At 71.2% G+C, this 17,721-nt stretch carries 15 protein-coding genes; 5 read left to right on the forward strand and 10 right to left on the reverse strand.

The window, feature by feature from the left end; all coding sequences use genetic code 11:
- Window positions 1–31: 31 nt before the first annotated feature.
- The 3 genes from FHR56_RS20645 (at window position 32) to sppA (ending at window position 4,998) form a co-directional block, all read left to right on the forward strand.
- Window positions 32–1,492, forward strand: a complete 1,461-nt coding sequence (locus FHR56_RS20645; protein ID WP_260400286.1) for a hypothetical protein — start codon at window positions 32–34, stop codon at window positions 1,490–1,492.
- A gap of 160 nt (window positions 1,493–1,652) precedes the next feature.
- Window positions 1,653–3,023, forward strand: a complete 1,371-nt coding sequence (locus tag FHR56_RS12535) for an MATE family efflux transporter (protein WP_160945579.1) — start codon at window positions 1,653–1,655, stop codon at window positions 3,021–3,023.
- 76 nt (window positions 3,024–3,099) lie between these two features.
- The gene (gene sppA, locus FHR56_RS12540; RefSeq protein ID WP_160945578.1) at window positions 3,100–4,998 is read left to right on the forward strand and encodes a signal peptide peptidase SppA; all 1,899 of its coding nucleotides are present in this window, start codon (window positions 3,100–3,102) and stop codon (window positions 4,996–4,998) included.
- 81 nt (window positions 4,999–5,079) lie between these two features.
- Here the strand turns inward: sppA and FHR56_RS12545 are convergent, their stop codons facing one another.
- Window positions 5,080–5,307, reverse strand: coding sequence for a hypothetical protein (locus FHR56_RS12545; protein ID WP_160945577.1), 228 nt, complete (start codon window positions 5,305–5,307; stop codon window positions 5,080–5,082).
- A gap of 66 nt (window positions 5,308–5,373) precedes the next feature.
- Here FHR56_RS12545 and FHR56_RS12550 point away from each other — a divergent pair, with 66 nt between their 5' ends.
- Window positions 5,374–6,147 carry an SDR family oxidoreductase gene (locus FHR56_RS12550; protein WP_160945576.1) on the forward strand — a complete coding sequence of 258 codons (774 nt, stop codon included), beginning with the start codon at window positions 5,374–5,376 and terminating at the stop codon, window positions 6,145–6,147.
- Window positions 6,148–6,765: 618 nt separating this feature from the next.
- Here FHR56_RS12550 and FHR56_RS12555 read toward each other — a convergent pair.
- The 9 genes from FHR56_RS12555 to FHR56_RS12595 all read right to left on the reverse strand — a co-directional run bounded on the left by FHR56_RS12555 (window position 6,766) and on the right by FHR56_RS12595 (window position 16,970).
- On the reverse strand, window positions 6,766–7,416 hold the full coding sequence (locus tag FHR56_RS12555; RefSeq protein ID WP_160945575.1) for a DUF4124 domain-containing protein: 651 nt from the start codon (window positions 7,414–7,416) through the stop codon (window positions 6,766–6,768).
- Window positions 7,416–8,147, reverse strand: a complete 732-nt coding sequence (locus FHR56_RS12560; RefSeq protein WP_160945574.1) for a DUF4124 domain-containing protein — start codon at window positions 8,145–8,147, stop codon at window positions 7,416–7,418. The genes FHR56_RS12555 and FHR56_RS12560 overlap by 1 nt, the downstream gene beginning before the upstream one ends.
- A gap of 586 nt (window positions 8,148–8,733) precedes the next feature.
- Window positions 8,734–9,294 carry a Sua5/YciO/YrdC/YwlC family protein gene (locus FHR56_RS12565; protein WP_160945573.1) on the reverse strand — a complete coding sequence of 187 codons (561 nt, stop codon included), beginning with the start codon at window positions 9,292–9,294 and terminating at the stop codon, window positions 8,734–8,736.
- A gap of 331 nt (window positions 9,295–9,625) precedes the next feature.
- Window positions 9,626–12,112: a DNA topoisomerase I gene (locus FHR56_RS12570; protein WP_160945572.1), complete on the reverse strand. Its 2,487-nt coding sequence runs from the start codon at window positions 12,110–12,112 to the stop codon at window positions 9,626–9,628.
- Window positions 12,113–12,349: 237 nt separating this feature from the next.
- Window positions 12,350–13,297: an RDD family protein gene (locus FHR56_RS12575; RefSeq protein ID WP_160945571.1), complete on the reverse strand. Its 948-nt coding sequence runs from the start codon at window positions 13,295–13,297 to the stop codon at window positions 12,350–12,352.
- Between the two features lie 39 nt (window positions 13,298–13,336).
- Window positions 13,337–14,059, reverse strand: a complete 723-nt coding sequence (locus FHR56_RS12580) for a pilin (protein ID WP_160945570.1) — start codon at window positions 14,057–14,059, stop codon at window positions 13,337–13,339.
- 21 nt (window positions 14,060–14,080) lie between these two features.
- Complete coding sequence (locus FHR56_RS12585; RefSeq protein ID WP_010340686.1) at window positions 14,081–14,554, reverse strand: DUF494 family protein; 474 nt, start codon at window positions 14,552–14,554, stop codon at window positions 14,081–14,083.
- Window positions 14,555–14,597: 43 nt separating this feature from the next.
- Window positions 14,598–15,752, reverse strand: coding sequence for a DNA-processing protein DprA (gene dprA, locus FHR56_RS12590; protein ID WP_160945569.1), 1,155 nt, complete (start codon window positions 15,750–15,752; stop codon window positions 14,598–14,600).
- Between the two features lie 81 nt (window positions 15,753–15,833).
- The gene (locus FHR56_RS12595; RefSeq protein WP_160945568.1) at window positions 15,834–16,970 is read right to left on the reverse strand and encodes a LysM peptidoglycan-binding domain-containing protein; all 1,137 of its coding nucleotides are present in this window, start codon (window positions 16,968–16,970) and stop codon (window positions 15,834–15,836) included.
- Window positions 16,971–17,108: 138 nt separating this feature from the next.
- Between FHR56_RS12595 and def the strand changes: the two genes are divergently transcribed.
- A complete protein-coding gene (gene def / locus FHR56_RS12600; protein WP_160945567.1) occupies window positions 17,109–17,621 on the forward strand; it encodes a peptide deformylase in 513 nt (170 codons plus the stop codon).
- Window positions 17,622–17,721: the final 100 nt, after the last annotated feature.

Raw genomic sequence — 17,721 nt, forward strand, 5'->3', positions numbered from 1 at the left:
TCGCTATCATCGCGCCGATGATGGAGTTCCGATGACCGCCACGTCCCCTTCCGACGGCGTGGCCGCCCCGCCCGCCCTGGCCGCGTTCCTGCGCGGGATCGAACGCCGCGCCGCGGTCCTGGCCGACCTGCAGAGCGGCCGGCCCGAACGCGGCACGCCGGCCCTGGCGGCGGCGATGCGGGCGTTCCGCAGCCACGCCGCGGCCCTGCCGATGGCCGACTGGCCGCTGCGGTTCTGGAAGCTGCTCGGCGCGGTGCCGACCCTGCGCCAGGCCGAGGCCGCCGCGGGCGCCTGGCCCGCGCCGCTGGCGCACCTGCGCACCCTGCAGCCGGCCGATCGCCTGGCGCTGCTGCTGCGTATCGTGGCCGGGCTGGACGAGCCGCTCGCCGCGCAGGTGCTGCAGTTGTCCACCGAGGACTACCAGCAGGCGCTGGCGCGGGCCTGCCCGCGCGATGCCGCGGGCAGGCCGGATGCGGCGGGCTGGCGCGCGCTGGCCGATGCGGCGCAGCAGTGCCTGCGCGACCTGCCGCCGGCACGGCTGCAGGCCCTGGCGCAACTGCGCGATGCGGCGATCGCCGGCAGCACGGCCCCGCCGGCGGCGACCCCGGCCCCGGCTCCGGCAACGGACACGGCCCCCGTACGTCCGCGCCGCCGTGGCGCGCGCTCGGCCCTGCGCACGCGCCTGGCCGGGGCGGTGATCGCCGTTGTGGTCCTGGCCCTGGTCGGTACGGCGTTCTGGGATCGGCTGCCGTGGCGCCGCGCGCACGTGGCGACCGGCACGGGCGGCACCGACGCGGGCCTGGCGCTGGGCGACACCGGCCCGGTGCAGGTGGAAGTGCTGCCGCCGGAATCGGATACTGCCAGCGCGCCGCCGCTGCCGGCCGACCCGCCGGCGCCGCTGCCCGAGCCGGCGATCTACGACCTGGATTTCTATGCGTGGTACGCGGCCGGTGCGCCGCCGCCGCGGATCGAGCGCAGTGCCCCCAGCGCCGCCGACCTGGCCGAGGCCGCCGAACACCCGCCGGCCGCCGCCGTGGCCCCGGCTGTCGCGCCCGCGGCAGCCAGCACGCCGCCGGCGCTGACCCCGGCGCAATTGCGCGCGCGCCAGGCCGCCTGGGATGCGCTGCCGGCGGCGGCGCAGGCGCGCCTGCGCCAGGTCGCCACGGCCTTCGCCGGCCTGCCGATCGAGCAGCAGCACAGCTTGCATGCGCAGTTCGCCGAAATGGACGCGCTGGAGCGCCACGGCTGGTTGCTCGGCCCGGAACTGGGCGCCGAGTTCTGGGCGCTGCAGCCGCTGCTGGGCTACGTGCCCGCGGCGCAGCGGCAGGCGCTGCTGGGCGTGCTGCGCAGCCTGCCGGCGGACCAGCGCGAACATCTGGCGCTGCTGTCGCAACGCACCCCGCCGCAGGACCGCGCGGCCTTGCGCCGCGACCTGCTGGCGCAGGGCGCCGACAGCCGCGGCGCCTGGCTGAAGCAGCGCGCCGCGCGCTGAGATGCGCGCGCGGCGCTTGGCTTTCGCGGGCGCCTGATTCCAGCCCCGGGGCGCGGCTCCCAGCAGCCATCCGCCGCAGCGGGTAGAATGCGCGGCCTCCGCCACCCGGTGTCCGGCGCTGTCTGCGCGGCCGCAGTGGCGAGATCGCCAGAGTCTTGCAATGTTTTCGTCTTCCACCCCGGCCACGGTCCGGGGCCGCGAACTGCGCACCACCGCGCAGCTCGCCCTGCCGCTGGTCCTGGGGCACGTCTCCACCGGCCTGATCAGCTTCGTCGACAACGTGATCGCCGGTCACCACGGCACCCGCACGCTGGCCTCGGTGACGGTCGGCACGGCCCTGCTGTGGCTACCGATGATGATCCCGATCGGCACCCTGATCGCCCTGACCGCCTCGGTGTCGCAGCTCGACGGCGCCAAGCGCCAGGCGCAGATCGGGCCGCTGTTCCGCCAGGCGCTGTGGCTGTCGCTGGGCCTGGGCCTGCTGATGTTCGCGTTCCTGAGCGTGATGCCGATGGCGCTGCCGCAACTGGGCATTGCTCCGGAGATCGTGCCCGGCGCGCGCGACTTCCTGCACGCGATCCGTTGGGGCGTGCCGGCGCTGGTGCTGTATTTCTGCATGCGCTACCTCAGCGAAGGCATGCACTGGACGCTGCCCACCATGCTGCTCGGCTTCGGCGGCCTGCTGCTGCTGGCCCCGCTCGGCTATGCGCTGACCTTCGGTCTATGGGGCCTGCGCGAGCACGGCGCCGGCGGCCTGGGCATGGCCTCGGCGATCACGATGTGGGCGCAGGCGCTGTGCTTCGCCTTCTACCTGGCGCGGTCCAAGCGCTTCGCGCCGCTGCGCCTGTTCGCGCAGTTCGAGGCGCCGGACCTGCGCGCGATCGCCGGGCTGCTGAAGACCGGCCTGCCGATCGGCGTGACCATCCTGATGGAAGGCGGCCTGTTCATCGTCACCGCGCTGCTGATCGCGCGGCTCGGCGAGGTGCCGGCAGCGGCGCACCAGATCGCGATCAACGTGGCGCAGCTGTGCTTCATGGTGCCGATGGGCGTGGCCGAGGCGACCACGGTGCGGGTCGGCCGCGCCGCCGGCGCCGGCGACGCGGTGGGCGTGCGCGGTGCGGCCTGGGCCGGCTATGCGATCGTGCTCGGCACCCAGGCGCTGTCGGCGCTGGTGCTGTTGTTCGGCCACGACGCCATCGTCGGCATCTACACCAGCGACCTGGCGGTGGCGGCGCTGGCCTCCACGCTGCTGCTGTACGCGGCCACGTTCCAATTCCCCGACGGCGTGCAGGTGCTGTCGGCCGGCGCGCTGCGCGGCCTCAAGGACACCCGCGTGCCGATGCTGCTGGCCCTGTGCTCCTACTGGGGCCTGGGCATGCCGCTGGGCGCCGGCCTCGGCCTGTGGCTGGGCTGGGGGCCGCAGGGCATGTGGATCGGCCTGATCCTGGGCCTGACCGCGGCGGCGGTGATGATGGGCGCGCGGTTCCGCTGGAGCAGCGCGCGGCTGCTGGCCGCGCCGGCGGCCCCCTGACTTCAGACGCATGTGCGGGGCCTGACGCAGCCGGTATGCTGCGCAGGCGCAAGACGCCTTCCCTTCGGAGTTTTCCATGAACCAACCCGTGCGTCGCAGCCCCGTCGCCAACTTCTTCGTCGGCCTGTGGGATGTGATGAACTTCACCCGCCGGTTGATCTTCAACCTGGTGTTCTTCGGTTTCCTGTTGCTGATCCTGCTGGCGATGGTGTTCGCCATGGCGCGCGGCGACGGCGGCAAGGCGCTGCGCGACCGCACCACGCTGCTGATCGCGCCGGAAGGCAAGCTGGTCGAGCAGTTCAGTGCCGACCCGGTCAGCCGCGCGCTGGCCAAGGCGATGAACGACAAGGGCGCGCAGGAGATCCAGTTGCGCGACCTGGTGCGCGCGATCGAGGCGGCCAAGACCGATCCCAAGATCGAGCGCGTTGCACTGCGCCTGGACAAGCTGCAGCCCAGCGGCTTCGCCTCGATGCGCGAGGTGGAGAAGGCGCTGCAGGACCTGCGCAGCTCCGGCAAGCAGATCGTTGCCTACAGCGACAACCTGAACCAGTGGCAGTACCTGCTGGCCGCGCAGGCCAACGAGGTCTACCTGGACCCGATGGGCTCGATGACCCTGGAAGGCCTGGGCCGCTACCGTCAGTACTTCCGCGAGGGCCTGCAGGACAAGCTCGGCGTGGACGTGCACCTGTTCAAGGTCGGCGAGTACAAGTCCGCCGCCGAGCCCTACGTGCTCGACGCGGCCTCGCCGGCGTCCAAGGAAGCCGACCTGTTCTGGATGAACGACGTGTGGCAGCGCTACGTGGCCGACATCGCCAAGGCGCGCAAGCTGGCGCCTGAGCAGATCAACGCCGGCATCGACACCATGCCCGAGGGCGTGGCCGCCGCCGGCGGCGACCTGGCCAAGTTCGCCCTGCAGCAGAAACTGGTGGACGGCCTGAAGACCCGCGAGGACGTCGAGCAACTGCTGGCCAAGCGCGGCGTCGCCGACGACGATGCCGACACCGGCTATCGCAACGTCGACCTGGACGGCTACCTGCAGCAGTTGGACCTGCGCCGTTCGCCGGTGGATTCGCGGCCGCAGGTGGCGGTGGTGGTCGCCGCGGGCGAGATCAGCGGCGGCGAACAGCCGGCCGGCCGCATCGGCGGCGAGTCGACCGCGGCGCTGCTGCGCCAGGCGCGCGACGACGACGCGGTGAAGGCGGTGGTGCTGCGGGTGGATTCGCCGGGCGGCGAAGTGTTCGCCTCCGAGCAGATCCGCCGCGAGGTGGTGGCGCTGAAGGCCGCCGGCAAGCCGGTGGTGGTGTCGATGGGCGACCTGGCCGCGTCCGGCGGCTACTGGATCAGCATGAACGCCGATCGCATCTATGCCGACCCGTCGACCATCACCGGTTCGATCGGCATCTTCGGCATGATCCCCAACATCACCCGCACCCTGGACAAGATCGGCGTGCACACCGACGGCGTGGGCACTACCCGCTTCGCCGGTGCGTTCGACATGACCCGGCCGATGGATCCGGCGGTGGGTCAGCTGATCCAGTCGGTGATCAACAAGGGCTATGCCGACTTCACCGGCAAGGTCGCGCAGGCGCGCGGCAAGTCGGTCGAGGCCATCGACCAGGTGGCGCGCGGCCGCGTGTGGAGCGGTGCGCAGGCCAAGGAGCGCGGGCTGGTGGACGCGTTCGGCGGCTTCAAGGATGCGGTGGCCGATGCCGCCGCGCGCGCCAAGCTGGGCGGCCCGGACAAGTACCGGGTGCGTTACGTCGAGAAGCCGGCCACGCCGTTCGCGCAGTTCGTCAGCGGGTTCGCCGGCAGCCGTCTGGGCGTGTGGATGCTGAGCGACTCGGCGCTGGGCCATGCCCTGCTGGCGCGCAGCCTGCCGGAGCTGGACACCCAGCTGCGCTTCGTCAAGGACGCGGCCGACACCCGCCCGGGCGCACCGGTGAAGGCGCTGGCCTACTGCTTCTGCGGTCTGTGAGCCGGCCCTGAGCCGGTGGCGGCGCGCCCGTGCCGGCGCGCCGCATGTGCCTGCAACGCCGGCCCCCGTGGCCGGCGTTGTTCATTGCGCGGTGGCGGCGTCGAGCGCGGCGTTCTGCGTGGCCGCGGCGCGGTCCAGCGTGGTCTGGGTCTGCTTGGCGCGGTCCAGCGGCTGGGCGATGGCGGCGCGCAACGCGCTGGCCTTCGGCGGCGGCGGCGCATCGGGCGGTTGCGGCGGCGCCGGCCTGCATGCGGCCAGCAGTGCGAGCAACGGCAATGCCAACGTCGTCCTGCGCAGTGGTGCGGACATGGCGGCGACCTCCTCAAGGGTGGAGGTATCATCCTACGCCTCTCACGTGAGCAGACAGGCACGCGCATGCAGCACCGTTGGCGGCTGGACGGACAGACCGCGCTGATCACCGGCGCCAGCGCCGGTATCGGCCTGGCGATCGCACGCGAACTGCTCGGGTTCGGCGCCGACCTGCTGCTGGTGGCGCGCGACCTCGATGCACTCGAGACCGCGCGCGACGAACTGCGCGACGCCTTTCCCGAGCGCGAGATCCTGGCACTGGCCGCCGACGTCGCCGACGACGAGGACCGCCGCGAGATCCTGGATTGGGTCGAGGACCATGCCGACGGCCTGCACCTGCTGATCAACAACGCCGGCGGCAACGTCAGCAAGGCCGCGGTGGACTACACCGAGGACGAATGGCGCGGCATCTTCGAGACCAACCTGTTCTCCGCGTTCGAACTGTCGCGCTACGCGCATCCGCTGCTGGCGCAGCACGCGGCCTCGGCGATCGTCAACGTCGGCAGCGTGTCCGGGCTGACCCACGTGCGCAGCGGCGCGCCCTACGGCATGACCAAGGCGGCGCTGCACCAGCTCACCCGCAACCTCGCCGCCGAATGGGCCGAGGACGGCATCCGGGTCAATGCGGTGGCGCCGTGGTACATCCGCACCCGCCGCACGTCAGGCCCGCTGTCGGACCCGGACTACTACGAGCAGGTGATCGAGCGCACGCCGATGCGCCGCATCGGCGAACCGGAGGAAGTGGCGGCGGCGGTCGGGTTCCTGTGCCTGCCGGCGGCCAGCTACATCACTGGCGAATGCATCGCGGTGGATGGGGGGTTTCTGCGCTACGGGTTTTGACGGTTCTGCGGCTGCATGAGGCGGCTTTCGCTTAGGGCGAGCCGAAGGCGCAGTGCGGTGCGTCCCGGGCGGTACGGCGTCGGGACTGAAGTCCCTCCCACAAGGGCGCGCGCTCGTCGTGGTAGAACGGTTGCGGCGGTGAGTGCCAGGAAGTGGCGGCTGCGGTTTGGTTCCTGTGATTGCGCCTGCTACATCACCGCCGAATGCATCGCGGTGGACCGCGGTTTTGCGCGACGGGTTTTTAGCGCTGCAGGCTGTGGTGCAAGCGAGGCAACTGCGTGCAGCGGATTCCGTAGGAGCGGCTTCAGCCGCGACCGGGCGTTACCGGGAAAGCCCGGTCGCGGCTGAAGCCGCTCCTACGACGACAGGCGCACCACTACGCGCGAGCGCGATGGGTCACGGCGCAGGCCGCTCCGGTGCGCCGCAGTTGCTGGCCTCGGTGACGCCGGTCGCGACTGAAGCCGCTCCTACCACAATAGGTGCGCCACCACGCACGAGCACGATGGGTCACGGCGCAGGCCGCTCCGGTGCGCTGCAGTTGCTGGCCTCGGTGACGCCGGTCGCGGCTGAAGCCGCTCCTACGACGACAGGCGCACCACGACGCGCGACCACGGTGGGTCATGGCGCGGGCCGCTCCGATGCGCTGCAGTTGCTGGCCTCGAGCAGGTGCTGGCGGCGTTCGAACTCCGCATGCAGCGCCTCCGCATGCTCGGGCACGGCGAAGCGCCAGTGCGTTTCGGCTTCGGCCACGTAGTTCTTCCAGGTATCGCACAACTGCTCGGCGGGCAGCGGCTGGCACTGGTCGCGCAGCACCTCGCAGGCGCTGCCGCCGGCCTGGTTGGGTCCACCGTCCAGGTCCGTCGTGTGCAGCGGCACGCAACGCGGCGGCGGTTCGGCGACCTCACCGATGTAGGACGCCTGCTCGCGGGTGGTGCAGGTGTACAGCGGCGGGGGCGGCAGCTTTGGCGGTGGCGGTGGAGCTGCAGCAGCCGTGGTGTCGACCGGGGCCGCCGCGTCTGCAGGCGTGGCGGCGGTCGGGGTGCTTGCAGGGGGCGACGATGGAACGGGCTCGGCTCCGAGCGTGGTCGGCAGTGCGGCGCTGCTCACGCCCTGCATGATCTTCTTCTGCTGGCGCATGCCCTTGGGGCAGGGCATGTTCTGGATGGTCAGGTTGTCCTGCGCATCGGTACAGCGATAGAACACCACCGGTTCGGCGCTCGCCGCGCCGGCGCAGGCCAGCCACGCGGCCAGGCAGAGCGCACGGCGCATCAGGTGCCGCCGCAGTCGCGCGCCAGGCGTGCATCGATGCCGCGCTGTTCGGTTTCCAGCGCACGGCGCTCGCTCTGCAGGGCGCTGTTGTAGCGACGGATCAACTCCCAGCGGCGGTCGCTCAGGCGCGCGCAGACCTCCTGCTCGGGCAGCGCCGTGCAGGTATCGCGGATCAGGGTGCTGCCGGCCGGCACGATCACCCCGGCACCGGCGGCCACTCCCGGCGGCGGTGGCCCTGGCGGGTATGGACGGCCGGGCGAGCGGCCATCGGGGCCGCGCCCGGACGGCCGCGCGTACGGGCCCTCGGCATAGCCATAGGCCCACAGCGGCACCCAGCGCGGATTGCCGGCGTTGTCGTCGCTGGTGTAGCGCGTGCCTTCCGGGGTCACGCACTCGTACATCGGCTGCGCCGGCTGCACGGTGACGATGCGCAGTTCGCGCTGCGGCAGCGGCGCCGGGGAGGCCTCGCCGCGCGCCGGATCGGTGCTGATGGTGGTGGTCGGCCGCGGCGGCGGATCGCGTGGGCGCTGCATGTCCAGCACCTGCTGCCGGCGCGCGTTCTCGCAAGGCGCGTTCTGCAGGCTGACCGCACCGGAGGCGGAGATGCAGCGGTAGATGCGTACCGACGCGTTGCCGCCGTCGCTGCTGACCGTTTGCGTCTGTTGCGCCCAGCCGGCGTTGATCCAGGGCGACAGGCTCAGCAGCAGCAAGGGGCGGAGAAGGCGGCGCATGCGCGCATCTTGCGCGCCTTGGCCGGCCAGGGAAAGGGCGTGCATGCGGGGATTCAGGACGCGATGGGCGCGGGTGCGCAGCAGGGTCTCGTAGCGCATCGGCGGGCCGCGGGTCAGCGGCGCGCTTCCTGCCGCATCTCGCAGCGGTTGCGCGGCGTTGCCGGCCTCGGCCAGAGCGCGCTCGTGCAGTGCGGGCGCGTTGCTCCGGCAATGCGAACTGCGCCCGACCCTCATCCGCCTCCGGGGCACCTTCCCGGAAAAGGGGGCCGTGGTCCCGAGAGGAGAAGGGGAGCGTGCAAGCCCCTCTCCCACCGGGAGAGGGTTGGGGGGAGGGTGCGGCGCGCGAAGCGCCCTCGTCGATCTGGCGATGCGAGCTGCGCCCGTACCCTCATCCGCCCCTGCGGGGCACCTTCCCCCGAAAAGGGGGCCATGGTCCCGAGGGGAGAAGGGAAGCGTGCAAGCCCCTCTCGCACCGGGAGAGGGGTTGGGGGTGAGGGTGCGGTGCGCGAAGCGCCCACGTGGCTCCATCGCCATTGCGCCAGGCGTTACTGCAACGGAGGCAAGGCGTGCCGTGGAAGCCAGGGCCTCAGGAGCGCAGGATCTCGCCGCTGGCGGCGTCGCGGATCGGGGTGGGTTGGGCCAGGCCGCCGGTGTCGCCGTCGAGCAGGCCGTCGAGGTCGTTCAGCACCAGCGGATCCAGTTCGCTGCGCTGCCGCGCCGGCGGCTCGCCACCGCGGTTGGCGCTGGTCGACACCAAGGCGCCGCCCCAGGCCCGGCACAGGGCGGCGACCAGGGGATGGGCGCTGATCCGCACCGCGATGCCCTGGTGCGCGCCGGTCACCCACGGCGGCGCATGCGCGGAGGCGGGCAGGATCCAGGTGTGCGGTCCCGGCCAACTGGCCAGCACCGCGGCCAGCCGGTCCGCCGGCAGCGCCGACAGGTCGAGCAGCGGGCGCAACGGATCCAGTTCGGCGGCGACCACGATCAGGCCCTTGTCCACCGGCCGCTGCTTGATCCGCAGCAGGCGGGTCACGGCGGTCTCGTCGTGCGGATCGCAGCCCAGGCCCCACACGGCTTCGGTGGGATAGGCGATCACGCCGCCCTGGCGCAGGACGGCGACGGCATGGCTCAGCGACAGGTCGGTCATGCGCGCATCATGCGGCACGTCCTCGTCTAAGGACAATGAGGGTCGGCGCGGGGCAGGGCCTGTCGGCGCAGGGCGCGCCGGGCCGGGCGATGCGTCGCGGTCGGTCCTGCAACCGGGGCAGGCAAGCGCCGCTGTGCAGCGGCGGGGCGTGCGTGGGCGCGCTGTCGCGCCGGATGTGCGCCAGCAAGATCGCGTCCGGCGATGGCGCAGGTGCGATGCGGCGAGCTGCGGCGGCGGTTCGCGGGTTACTGGCGCGCGCGCCCGGCGCTGGTGCTCCGTCGCGGCACCCCAGTAAGCGCCGCCGCGACCGCGGCAGCCCGGCAAGGGCGGCTCAGCCGCCCTTGGCCACGGTCTTCTTCGCCGCCTTCTTCACCGCTTTCTTGGCGGTCTTCTTCGCGGCCTTCTTGACCGCCTTCTTCGCCGCCGGCTTGGCCGGAGCGTCGGCCGCGGCCTTCTTCGCCGCGCTCTTCTTCGGCGCGGCTTCCTTCTTGGCCGCGGCCTTCTTGGCGCCGAAGCCCTTGCGCACCGGCTTGCCGGTTTCCTCCAGCAGCTTCTGCACTTCGTCCAGGCTCAGCGTGGCCGGCTCGCGATCCTTGGGGATCTTGCCGTTGAGCTTGCCGTCGCTGATGTACGGGCCGAAGCGGCCGTTGAGCACCTGGATGTCGCTGCCGGGGAATTCCTTGATGATGCGGTTGCGCGCGATCTCTTCCTTCTCCTCGATCAGGAACACCGCACGGGCCAGATCGATGGTGTAGGGATCGTCTTCCTTCTTCAGCGAGGCGTACACGCTGCCGCGCTTGGCGAACGGGCCGAAGCGGCCGATGCCGACGCTGACTTCCTCGCCCTTGTCCTGGCCGAGGCTGCGCGGCATCAGGAACAGCTCCAGCGCCTCCTCCAGGGTGATGGTGTGCATGCTCTGGCCGGGACGCAGCGAGGCGAACTTGGGCTTGTCCTCGGCGTCCTCGGCGGTGCTGCCGATCGCCGCGTACGGCCCGAAGCGGCCCAGGCGCACGCTCACCGGCTTGCCGGTCTTGGGATCGGTGCCGAGCTCGCGCGCACCGCTGGCTTCGGCACGGTCGACCGATTCCTTCTTGTCCTCGACCAGTTCCTTGAACGGTTCCCAGAAGCGCGACATCAGCGGGATCCACTCCTCCTCGCCGCGCGAGACCGCGTCGAGCTCGTCCTCGAGCTTGGCGGTGAAGTCGTAGTCCACGTACTGGGTGAAATGGCTGGACAGGAACTTGGACACCGCACGGCCGACGTCGGACGGGCGGAAGCTGCGGCCTTCCATCTCCACGTACTTGCGGAACAGCAGGGTCTGGATGATCGAGGCGTAGGTCGAGGGGCGGCCGATGCCGTACTCTTCCAGCGCCTTCACCAGCGCCGCTTCGGTGTAGCGCGGCGGCGGCTGGGTGAAGTGCTGCTCGGCCAGGATGCGTTCCAGCGGCACGCGATCGCCGGGCTTCATCGCCGGCAGCTTGCGGCCTTCGTCCTCGTCCTCGGCGCTCTTGTTGTCCTTGCCTTCCTCGTACACGGCCAGGAAGCCGGGCACCACCACGGTGGTGCCGCTGGCGCGGAACACGTGCTCACTGCCGGCCGACAGGTCCACGCTCACGGTGTTGAGCGTCGCCGGGATCATCTGGCAGGCCACCGCGCGCTTCCAGATCAGCTCGTACAGCTTGCGCTCGTCGTCGGTGAGGAAGCGGGCGACCTGGGCCGGGGTGCGCAGCGCCGAGGTCGGACGCACGGCTTCGTGCGCTTCCTGGGCATTCTTGGACTTGGTCTGGTAGGTGTTGGGCTGGTCCGGCAGCGAGGCGATGCCGTAGTCGCGCGCGATCACGTCGCGGATCTCGGCCAGCGCGTCCTGCGACAGGTTGACCGAGTCGGTACGCATGTACGAGATCAGGCCGACCGTGCCCTCGTCGCCGATCGCCACGCCTTCGTACAGCTTCTGCGCCACCTGCATGGTCTTGCGGGTGGTGAAGCCGAGTTTGCGCGAGGCTTCCTGCTGCAGGGTGGAGGTGGTGAACGGCGGCGCCGGGCGGCGCTTGCGCTCCTTGCTGGCGACGTCGGTGACGTGCAATGCGCCCTGCGCGGCCTGCTGGATGCGCAGGCGTGCGGCCTCGGCGGTATCGCCGTCGGTGATGGTGAACTGCTCGAACTTCTGCCCGTCGAGCTTGATCAGCTTGGCGTTGAAGTGCTGCGAGGGATGCGCGCAGTCGGCGGCGATGGACCAGTACTCGCGTGCGACGAAGGCCTCGATCTCCTCCTCGCGCTCGACGATCATGCGCAGCGCCGGCGACTGCACGCGGCCGGCGGACAGGCCGCGCTGCACCTTGCGCCACAGCACCGGCGACAGGTTGAAGCCGACCAGGTAGTCCAGCGCGCGGCGCGCCTGCTGCGCATCGACCAGGTCGCCGGCGATCTGCCGCGGCTGCGCCATCGCTTCCTTGATCGCGCGCGGGGTGATCTCGGTGAACACCACCCGGTGCAGCGGCTTGCCCTTGAGCAGACCGCGCTCCTGCAGGATCTCGGCGATGTGCCAGCTGATCGCCTCGCCCTCGCGGTCCGGGTCGGTCGCCAGGTAGATGTCTTCGGCCGCCTTGGCCGCCTTGGCGATGGCCTCCACGTGCTTCTCGTTCTTGTCGATCAGCGCGTAGCGCATCGCGAAGCCGTCGTCCGGATCCACCGCGCCTTCCTTCGGGATCAGGTCACGCACGTGCCCATACGAGGCCAGGACGTGGAAATCCTTGCCGAGGTATTTGTTGATCGTCTTGGCCTTGGCGGGCGATTCGACGATGAGCAGGTGCTTGGACATGGCGGGTCGGGCTTCGATGGGCGTGGGCGGACGCCCTGGGGGCGGTAGGGTGGCGCAATTGCTCCGGTTAGTGAAGCGTTGCGGTCTCGCAGAGAAGCCGACGCCCGGGACGGAACCCCCGGGCGTTCAGCTACGGCGCTTATTTATTAGTGGGCATGTCCGGCGCCCGCTGTCAAGCCGGCGCCGGTCGGCCGGGCCGCCGGGCAGGTGGCAACACGGCTCCGGAGCCTGCCGGACTCAGTGCCAGCCGCCCTTGGCGGCCATGCCGATCGCCAGCGCCACCAGCAGCACCACGCCCGCCATCAGCAGGCCGAACAGCGACAGGATCACCACGGTGACGGTGCCGAGCTTGCGCTGCTGCCATTCCGGATGGTCGGTGTAGGCCCACTTGTCCACCACCAGGGTGTCGCAGAGCATGTCGTGCAGGGCCTGCTTGCGCTCGGTGAAGGCCGCCATCAGCAGGCCGATGCCCAGGGTCAGGCTGCTCAGCATGAAGCCGAAGTAGCGGCCCACGCCGCGGGCCACGGTGATGCGGCTGCCATCGGTGCGCACCACCTTGATGCCGACCGCCATCTTGCCCAGCGTGGCCTGCTTGGTGGAGGCGTGGAACAGGCCGTAGTACAGCGCCGAGATCGCGATCGGCATCAGGTACATCAGCAGCAGCATGACGATGCCGGCGGCGGAGGTGAAGTTGGGCTGGTTGCCGACGCCACTGACCCCCATGAAACCGAGCAGCACCACGAACTGGATCACGTTGGCGACCATGCCGACCAGGAACGCATCGATCAGGTAGGCGGCCACGCGCTTCCAGAAACCGGCCTGCACCACCTCGCCGCCGCCGACCACCCGCGTACCGCCGTCGAGCACGGCGCTGGGGGCCGCGTAGGGCGACGCGACTGCGGGGGGCGCGGGCGCGGCCCAGGCGTCGGGCACGGCCGGGGTCGGAGCGGGGGGCGGCACTTCTCCGTCCATCTCCGTCGGTGCCAGCGCGGGAGCCGGAGGTGGCGCCTGGGCCAGGCCGAGCTCGTCGACGAACTCGGCCAGGGTGCGCCATTCGTTCAGGCCCTCGCGCCAGACCAGGGTGGACAGCCCGATCTCGCCGCGCTGGAAGCGCTGTTGCAGGTCGGCGGCCGCCAGCGGGCCATGGCGCTGCTGCGCCGCATCGGCGTAGTACCACTCAGTCATTCTGTTCCCCGGGAGTTGCAGTCGAAAACGGTGCGCCGGTCAGCCGCCGCGGCAGTGGACCGGCAGGACGCGATCGTCCAGGTCGGAACTGCAGTTCCAGGCGGACGTGCGCTCATCGTAGTCCAGCCACAGCGCTTTGCCATCCAGGCGCTTTTGGTCGGGCAGGCGCAGCGTGGCTTCCAGGCCGCAGTGGCCATTGTCGAAGCGGCCGACCCGCACCTGCGCGATGGCGTCGCCGGCATAGCTTTGCGGGGTACCGAAGCCGGTGTCGCCGTTGACCGCGCAACGGTGCTCCTGCGCGGCGAAGGCGGCGACCTGGTCTTTCAGCGGCGCCAGCGTGCCGAGCGCCTGCGCGACCTTCGCACGTGCCAGATAGTCCTGGTAGGCGGGCAGGGCGATCGCGGCCGCGATGCCCAGGAACGCCACCAGCATCACGCCGCCGACGGCGCCGATGATGGCCATGATCGCGCAGCCGGACAGGCCGCTGCGTGGCGCGGCAGCGGGACCTGCGGTGGCGGTGGCGGTGGCATGCGGCGGTGGCGGCAACGGCGGCGGGGTGGGCGCGTCGGGCAGGCCCAGCTCGGCGGCGAGCGTGTGCAGTGGCCGCCACTCCGACAGGCCCTCGCGCCAGACCAGGGTCTCGCGCTGCAGGCGGCCGTCGTGCAGGCGTTCCAGCAGGGCCGACGCCGGCAACGGGCCGTGCCGCTCGCGTGCGGCGTCGACGTAGTACCAGAGCGTGGGGGAGGAAGTGTCTTCGTGCATCCGTGCGCGACCGTCAGCGGCTCAGTGGACCGGCTCCGGCTCGTCGACGAACATCTGCGTTTCCATCCACGCGTACGCCGCCTCGGCACCGGGCTGGTTGAACAGCACCATCAGCACCACCCATTTCAGGTCGTCCAGGTCCAGCTCGTCCTGGTCCAGGGCCATGGCCCGGTCCAGCACCAGCTCGCGCTGGTCGCTGTCGAGAATGCCGTGCTGTTCCAGGAACAGCAGGAAGCCGCGGCATTCCACGTCGAGCTTGTCCAGTTCCGGACCGTGGTAGATGCGGATCGGGCCATCGATGCGCGGCTGCGCCACGGCCGGGCGCTGGTCGGCCAGGGCGTCGAGCCAGTCGAACGCCTTGCTGATCTCGGTGGGGCTGAAGCCGGCCTGGATCAGGCCATTCTGGAGGGAGTCGCGATCGCGGACCGGGTCCGCGTCTTCGCTGAAATAGTGTTCGAACAGGTACAGCAGGACATCCAGAATGCTCTCTTTCATTGCCCCTCGGCCTGCGTCGCGAGACGCTGTGGAGGTGAAGAAACTAGGGTTTGCGGGTGTAACGACCGCGTTCGACCGCCACGTAGCCATCCAGTTCCATGGCCAGCAGCATGGAGGACGCCGCTGCGGCCGTCAATCCGCTGCGTGCGATGACTGAATCCATACAGATGGGGTCGTGGCCCAGCGCCTGCCACAAGCGCTGGTAGTCGGGATGGGGGAAGACCGGCGTGGCGCCGCGCGCGGTGCTGGTTCCCTGTGTGGGGGCGTTCAGGCGTCCGCGCAAGGCATCGGCGAGTTCGGCGGCCAGCGGCGCGACGCCGGCCAACACCTCCTCGGCGCTCTCCACCAGCCCGGCGCCGTCGCGGATCAGCCGATGGCAGCCGCGCGCCAGCGGGTTGTGGATCGAGCCGGGCAGTGCGAACACCTCGCGCCCGGCCTCGGCGGCCAGCCGCGCGGTGATCAGCGCGCCGGAGCGGGTGGCCGCCTCGATCACCAGGGTCGCCAGGCTCAGCCCGGCGATGATCCGGTTGCGCGCCGGGAAGTGGCCCGCCCGCGCCGGCGTGCCGGGCGGATGCTCGCTGACCACCGCGCCGCGTGCGGCGATCTGGCTGCGCAGGGCAGCGTGCTGGCGCGGATAGGCCAGGTCCGGGCCGGTGCCGACCACCGCCACGGTCAGCCCGTCCGCGCGCGACAGCGCGGCCCGGTGCGCGGCGGCATCGACGCCGCTGGCCATGCCGCTGGTGACCGCGAAGCCGGCGGCGGCCAGGGCCAGGGCGAAGCCGTAGGCGTTGTCGCGGCCGCCGGCGCTGGGCGCGCGACTGCCGACCACCGCCACGGCCGGGTGCCACAGCGCCGTCGGGTCGCCGTCCACATACAGCGCCAGGGGCGGGTTGGGCGTGCGTCGCAGCAGGGCGGGGTAGTCGGCATCGTGGCAGCCGAGCAGGTGCCGGCCTGGCTGTGCCAGCCAGCGTTCGGCGGTATCCAGCGCGGCGCGGTCGGGCCGCTGCAGCGCGGCGATCTGCGCCGCGTCCAGGCCGGCCGCATGCCAGCCGGCGGGACCTGCAGCCAGCGCCGCGGCCGGGCTGCCCTGCTGCTCCAGCAGCTGCCGGCGCGGGGCGCTGGCGCCGCCGGCCAGCGACAGGACCAGCAGGGCTGGGTCGGCGGGGGCGTCGATGGGAGGGGTGACAGGCGGGGACATGCGCCCAGGCTAGGCCGCAAACGCAGACGGCGCCCTCGGGCGCCGTCTGCAATCGTTGTAGGGGGATGCCCCGGCGGCGGGTCAGCGTGCGTCGGGGTGCTTGACGTCGTAGCCGATGCGGGTCGGCTTGATGCCGTCCATCACCAGCGCGTAGCTGACCTTGTCGAAGGTGCGGAACACCATCGCGTGCGCGGCGTACTCGTCCGGCAGCGCCACGGTGGTGCCGCTGCCGCCGGTGAAGCCGTCGTCGGCGCGCGAGGTGTTGGGGTGGCGCACGCGGTCGTTGACCCGGGTGCCATGCCGCCACAGCGACACCACGGTGCCGTTGTCGATGCCTTCGCGGCGGCCGCCGGAAATGGCGATCACGTCGCGCGGGCCGGCCGCGCTGAACGCGTCGGCCACCGCCAGCACCCGCAGGCCGGCGGCCAGCGCCTGCTCGGACGGCGGATGCGGCACGAACTGCAGGTCGTAGGGCTGCGCCTCGACCGGGATCAGGCGGTCGCCGGCGCGCACTTCGCGGGCGTTGTCCTGCAGCAGCAGGGCGGTGGCCTGGCGGCCATCGGCGGACACCCGCGCAACGGTGCCGATGTTGACCTGGGCCAGTTCGTAGCCGAGGGTCTCGCGGCGCTTGTCCGGCGGCACGAAGGTCTGCCACAGGTTGCCGCTGCCGGGAATGCTGCGGCCTTCGGCGTTGAGGTCGTCGCTGAGCTTGGGCAGCAGGTAGCGCACGGTCGTGCGGACCACGGCGTAGCGCTGCCCGGCCTGGGCCTGGCCGAGGCCGACCGCGTAGACCAGTTGCCCGTCGGTGGCGCGCAGGCGGTTGTCTTCGGTGCCGACCACGTAGGGCAGGTTGTCGATGCGGTCGACCACGCGCAGGTTCTTCAGGAACGGCTCCACCTGCGCCAGCGGGATCGCGTCGATCGGCGCGTCCTGGCGTGGGCCCGGCTTGACCTCGGCATGCGCCACCCGGTCCAGGTAGGCCAGGCTGAGCACGTCGCCGGGATAGATCAGGTGCGGGTTGTGCACCTGCGGATTGGCCTGCCAGATCTCCGGCCACAGCCAGGGCTTGCCGAGGAAACGCCCGGCGATGTCCCACAGGGTGTCGCCCTTGCGCACCACGTAGGTGTCGGGGTGTTCGGCGGCCATGCTGGCGGAAGCAGCATAGGTCGCCACGGTGAGCATCGCCACGGCGACGACCGTGCGGAGTCGATTGAACATGAGCGCGGAGCCTGATTCCCCAACAGGTTGGCGCACTATAGTGCAGAACCCTGGTGCGGGCGCAAGCGCCGGGCGCAGAAACGGGTAGAATCCGCAGGTCTTGCCGAATCGTCCGGCGCCCCCATCTTGGGTACCGCTATGGCCCTGCTCCCCATTCTCGAATTCCCCGACCCGCGCCTGCGCACCAAGGCGGTGCCGGTCGATGCCGCCGAGGTCACCTCCGCGCCCTTCCAGCGCCTGCTCGACGACATGTTCGAGACCATGTACGACGCGCCCGGCATCGGCCTGGCCGCCAGCCAGGTGGACGTGCACAAGCGCTTCATGGTCATCGACGTCAGCGAGGAGAAGAACGCCCCGCAGGTGTTCATCAACCCGCAGATCGTGCAGCGCGACGGCGAACAGGTGTACCAGGAGGGCTGTCTCTCGGTCCCCGGCATCTACGCCGACGTGACCCGCGCCGACGCCATCACCGTGCGCTACCTGGACCGCCAGGGCCAGCCGCAGGAACTGAGCACCGACGGCCTGCTGGCGGTGTGCGTGCAGCACGAGATGGACCACCTCGACGGCAAGCTGTTCGTCGACTACCTGTCCCCGCTCAAGCGCGAAATGGTGCGCAAGAAGCTGGCCAAGGCGCGCAAGCACGTGGCCTGACGGCCGGGATTCGGCAGTCGGGATTGGGGATTCGCAAGCGCGTATCGGATTCCCATCCGGTCGCCGAACTCCCGCCTTTGCGAATCCCCAATCCCCAATC

Origin of the sequence: Xanthomonas sp. F10 (assembly GCF_014206815.1) — a bacterium.
GTDB classification, from domain to species: Bacteria; Pseudomonadota; Gammaproteobacteria; order Xanthomonadales; family Xanthomonadaceae; genus Xanthomonas_A; species Xanthomonas_A indica.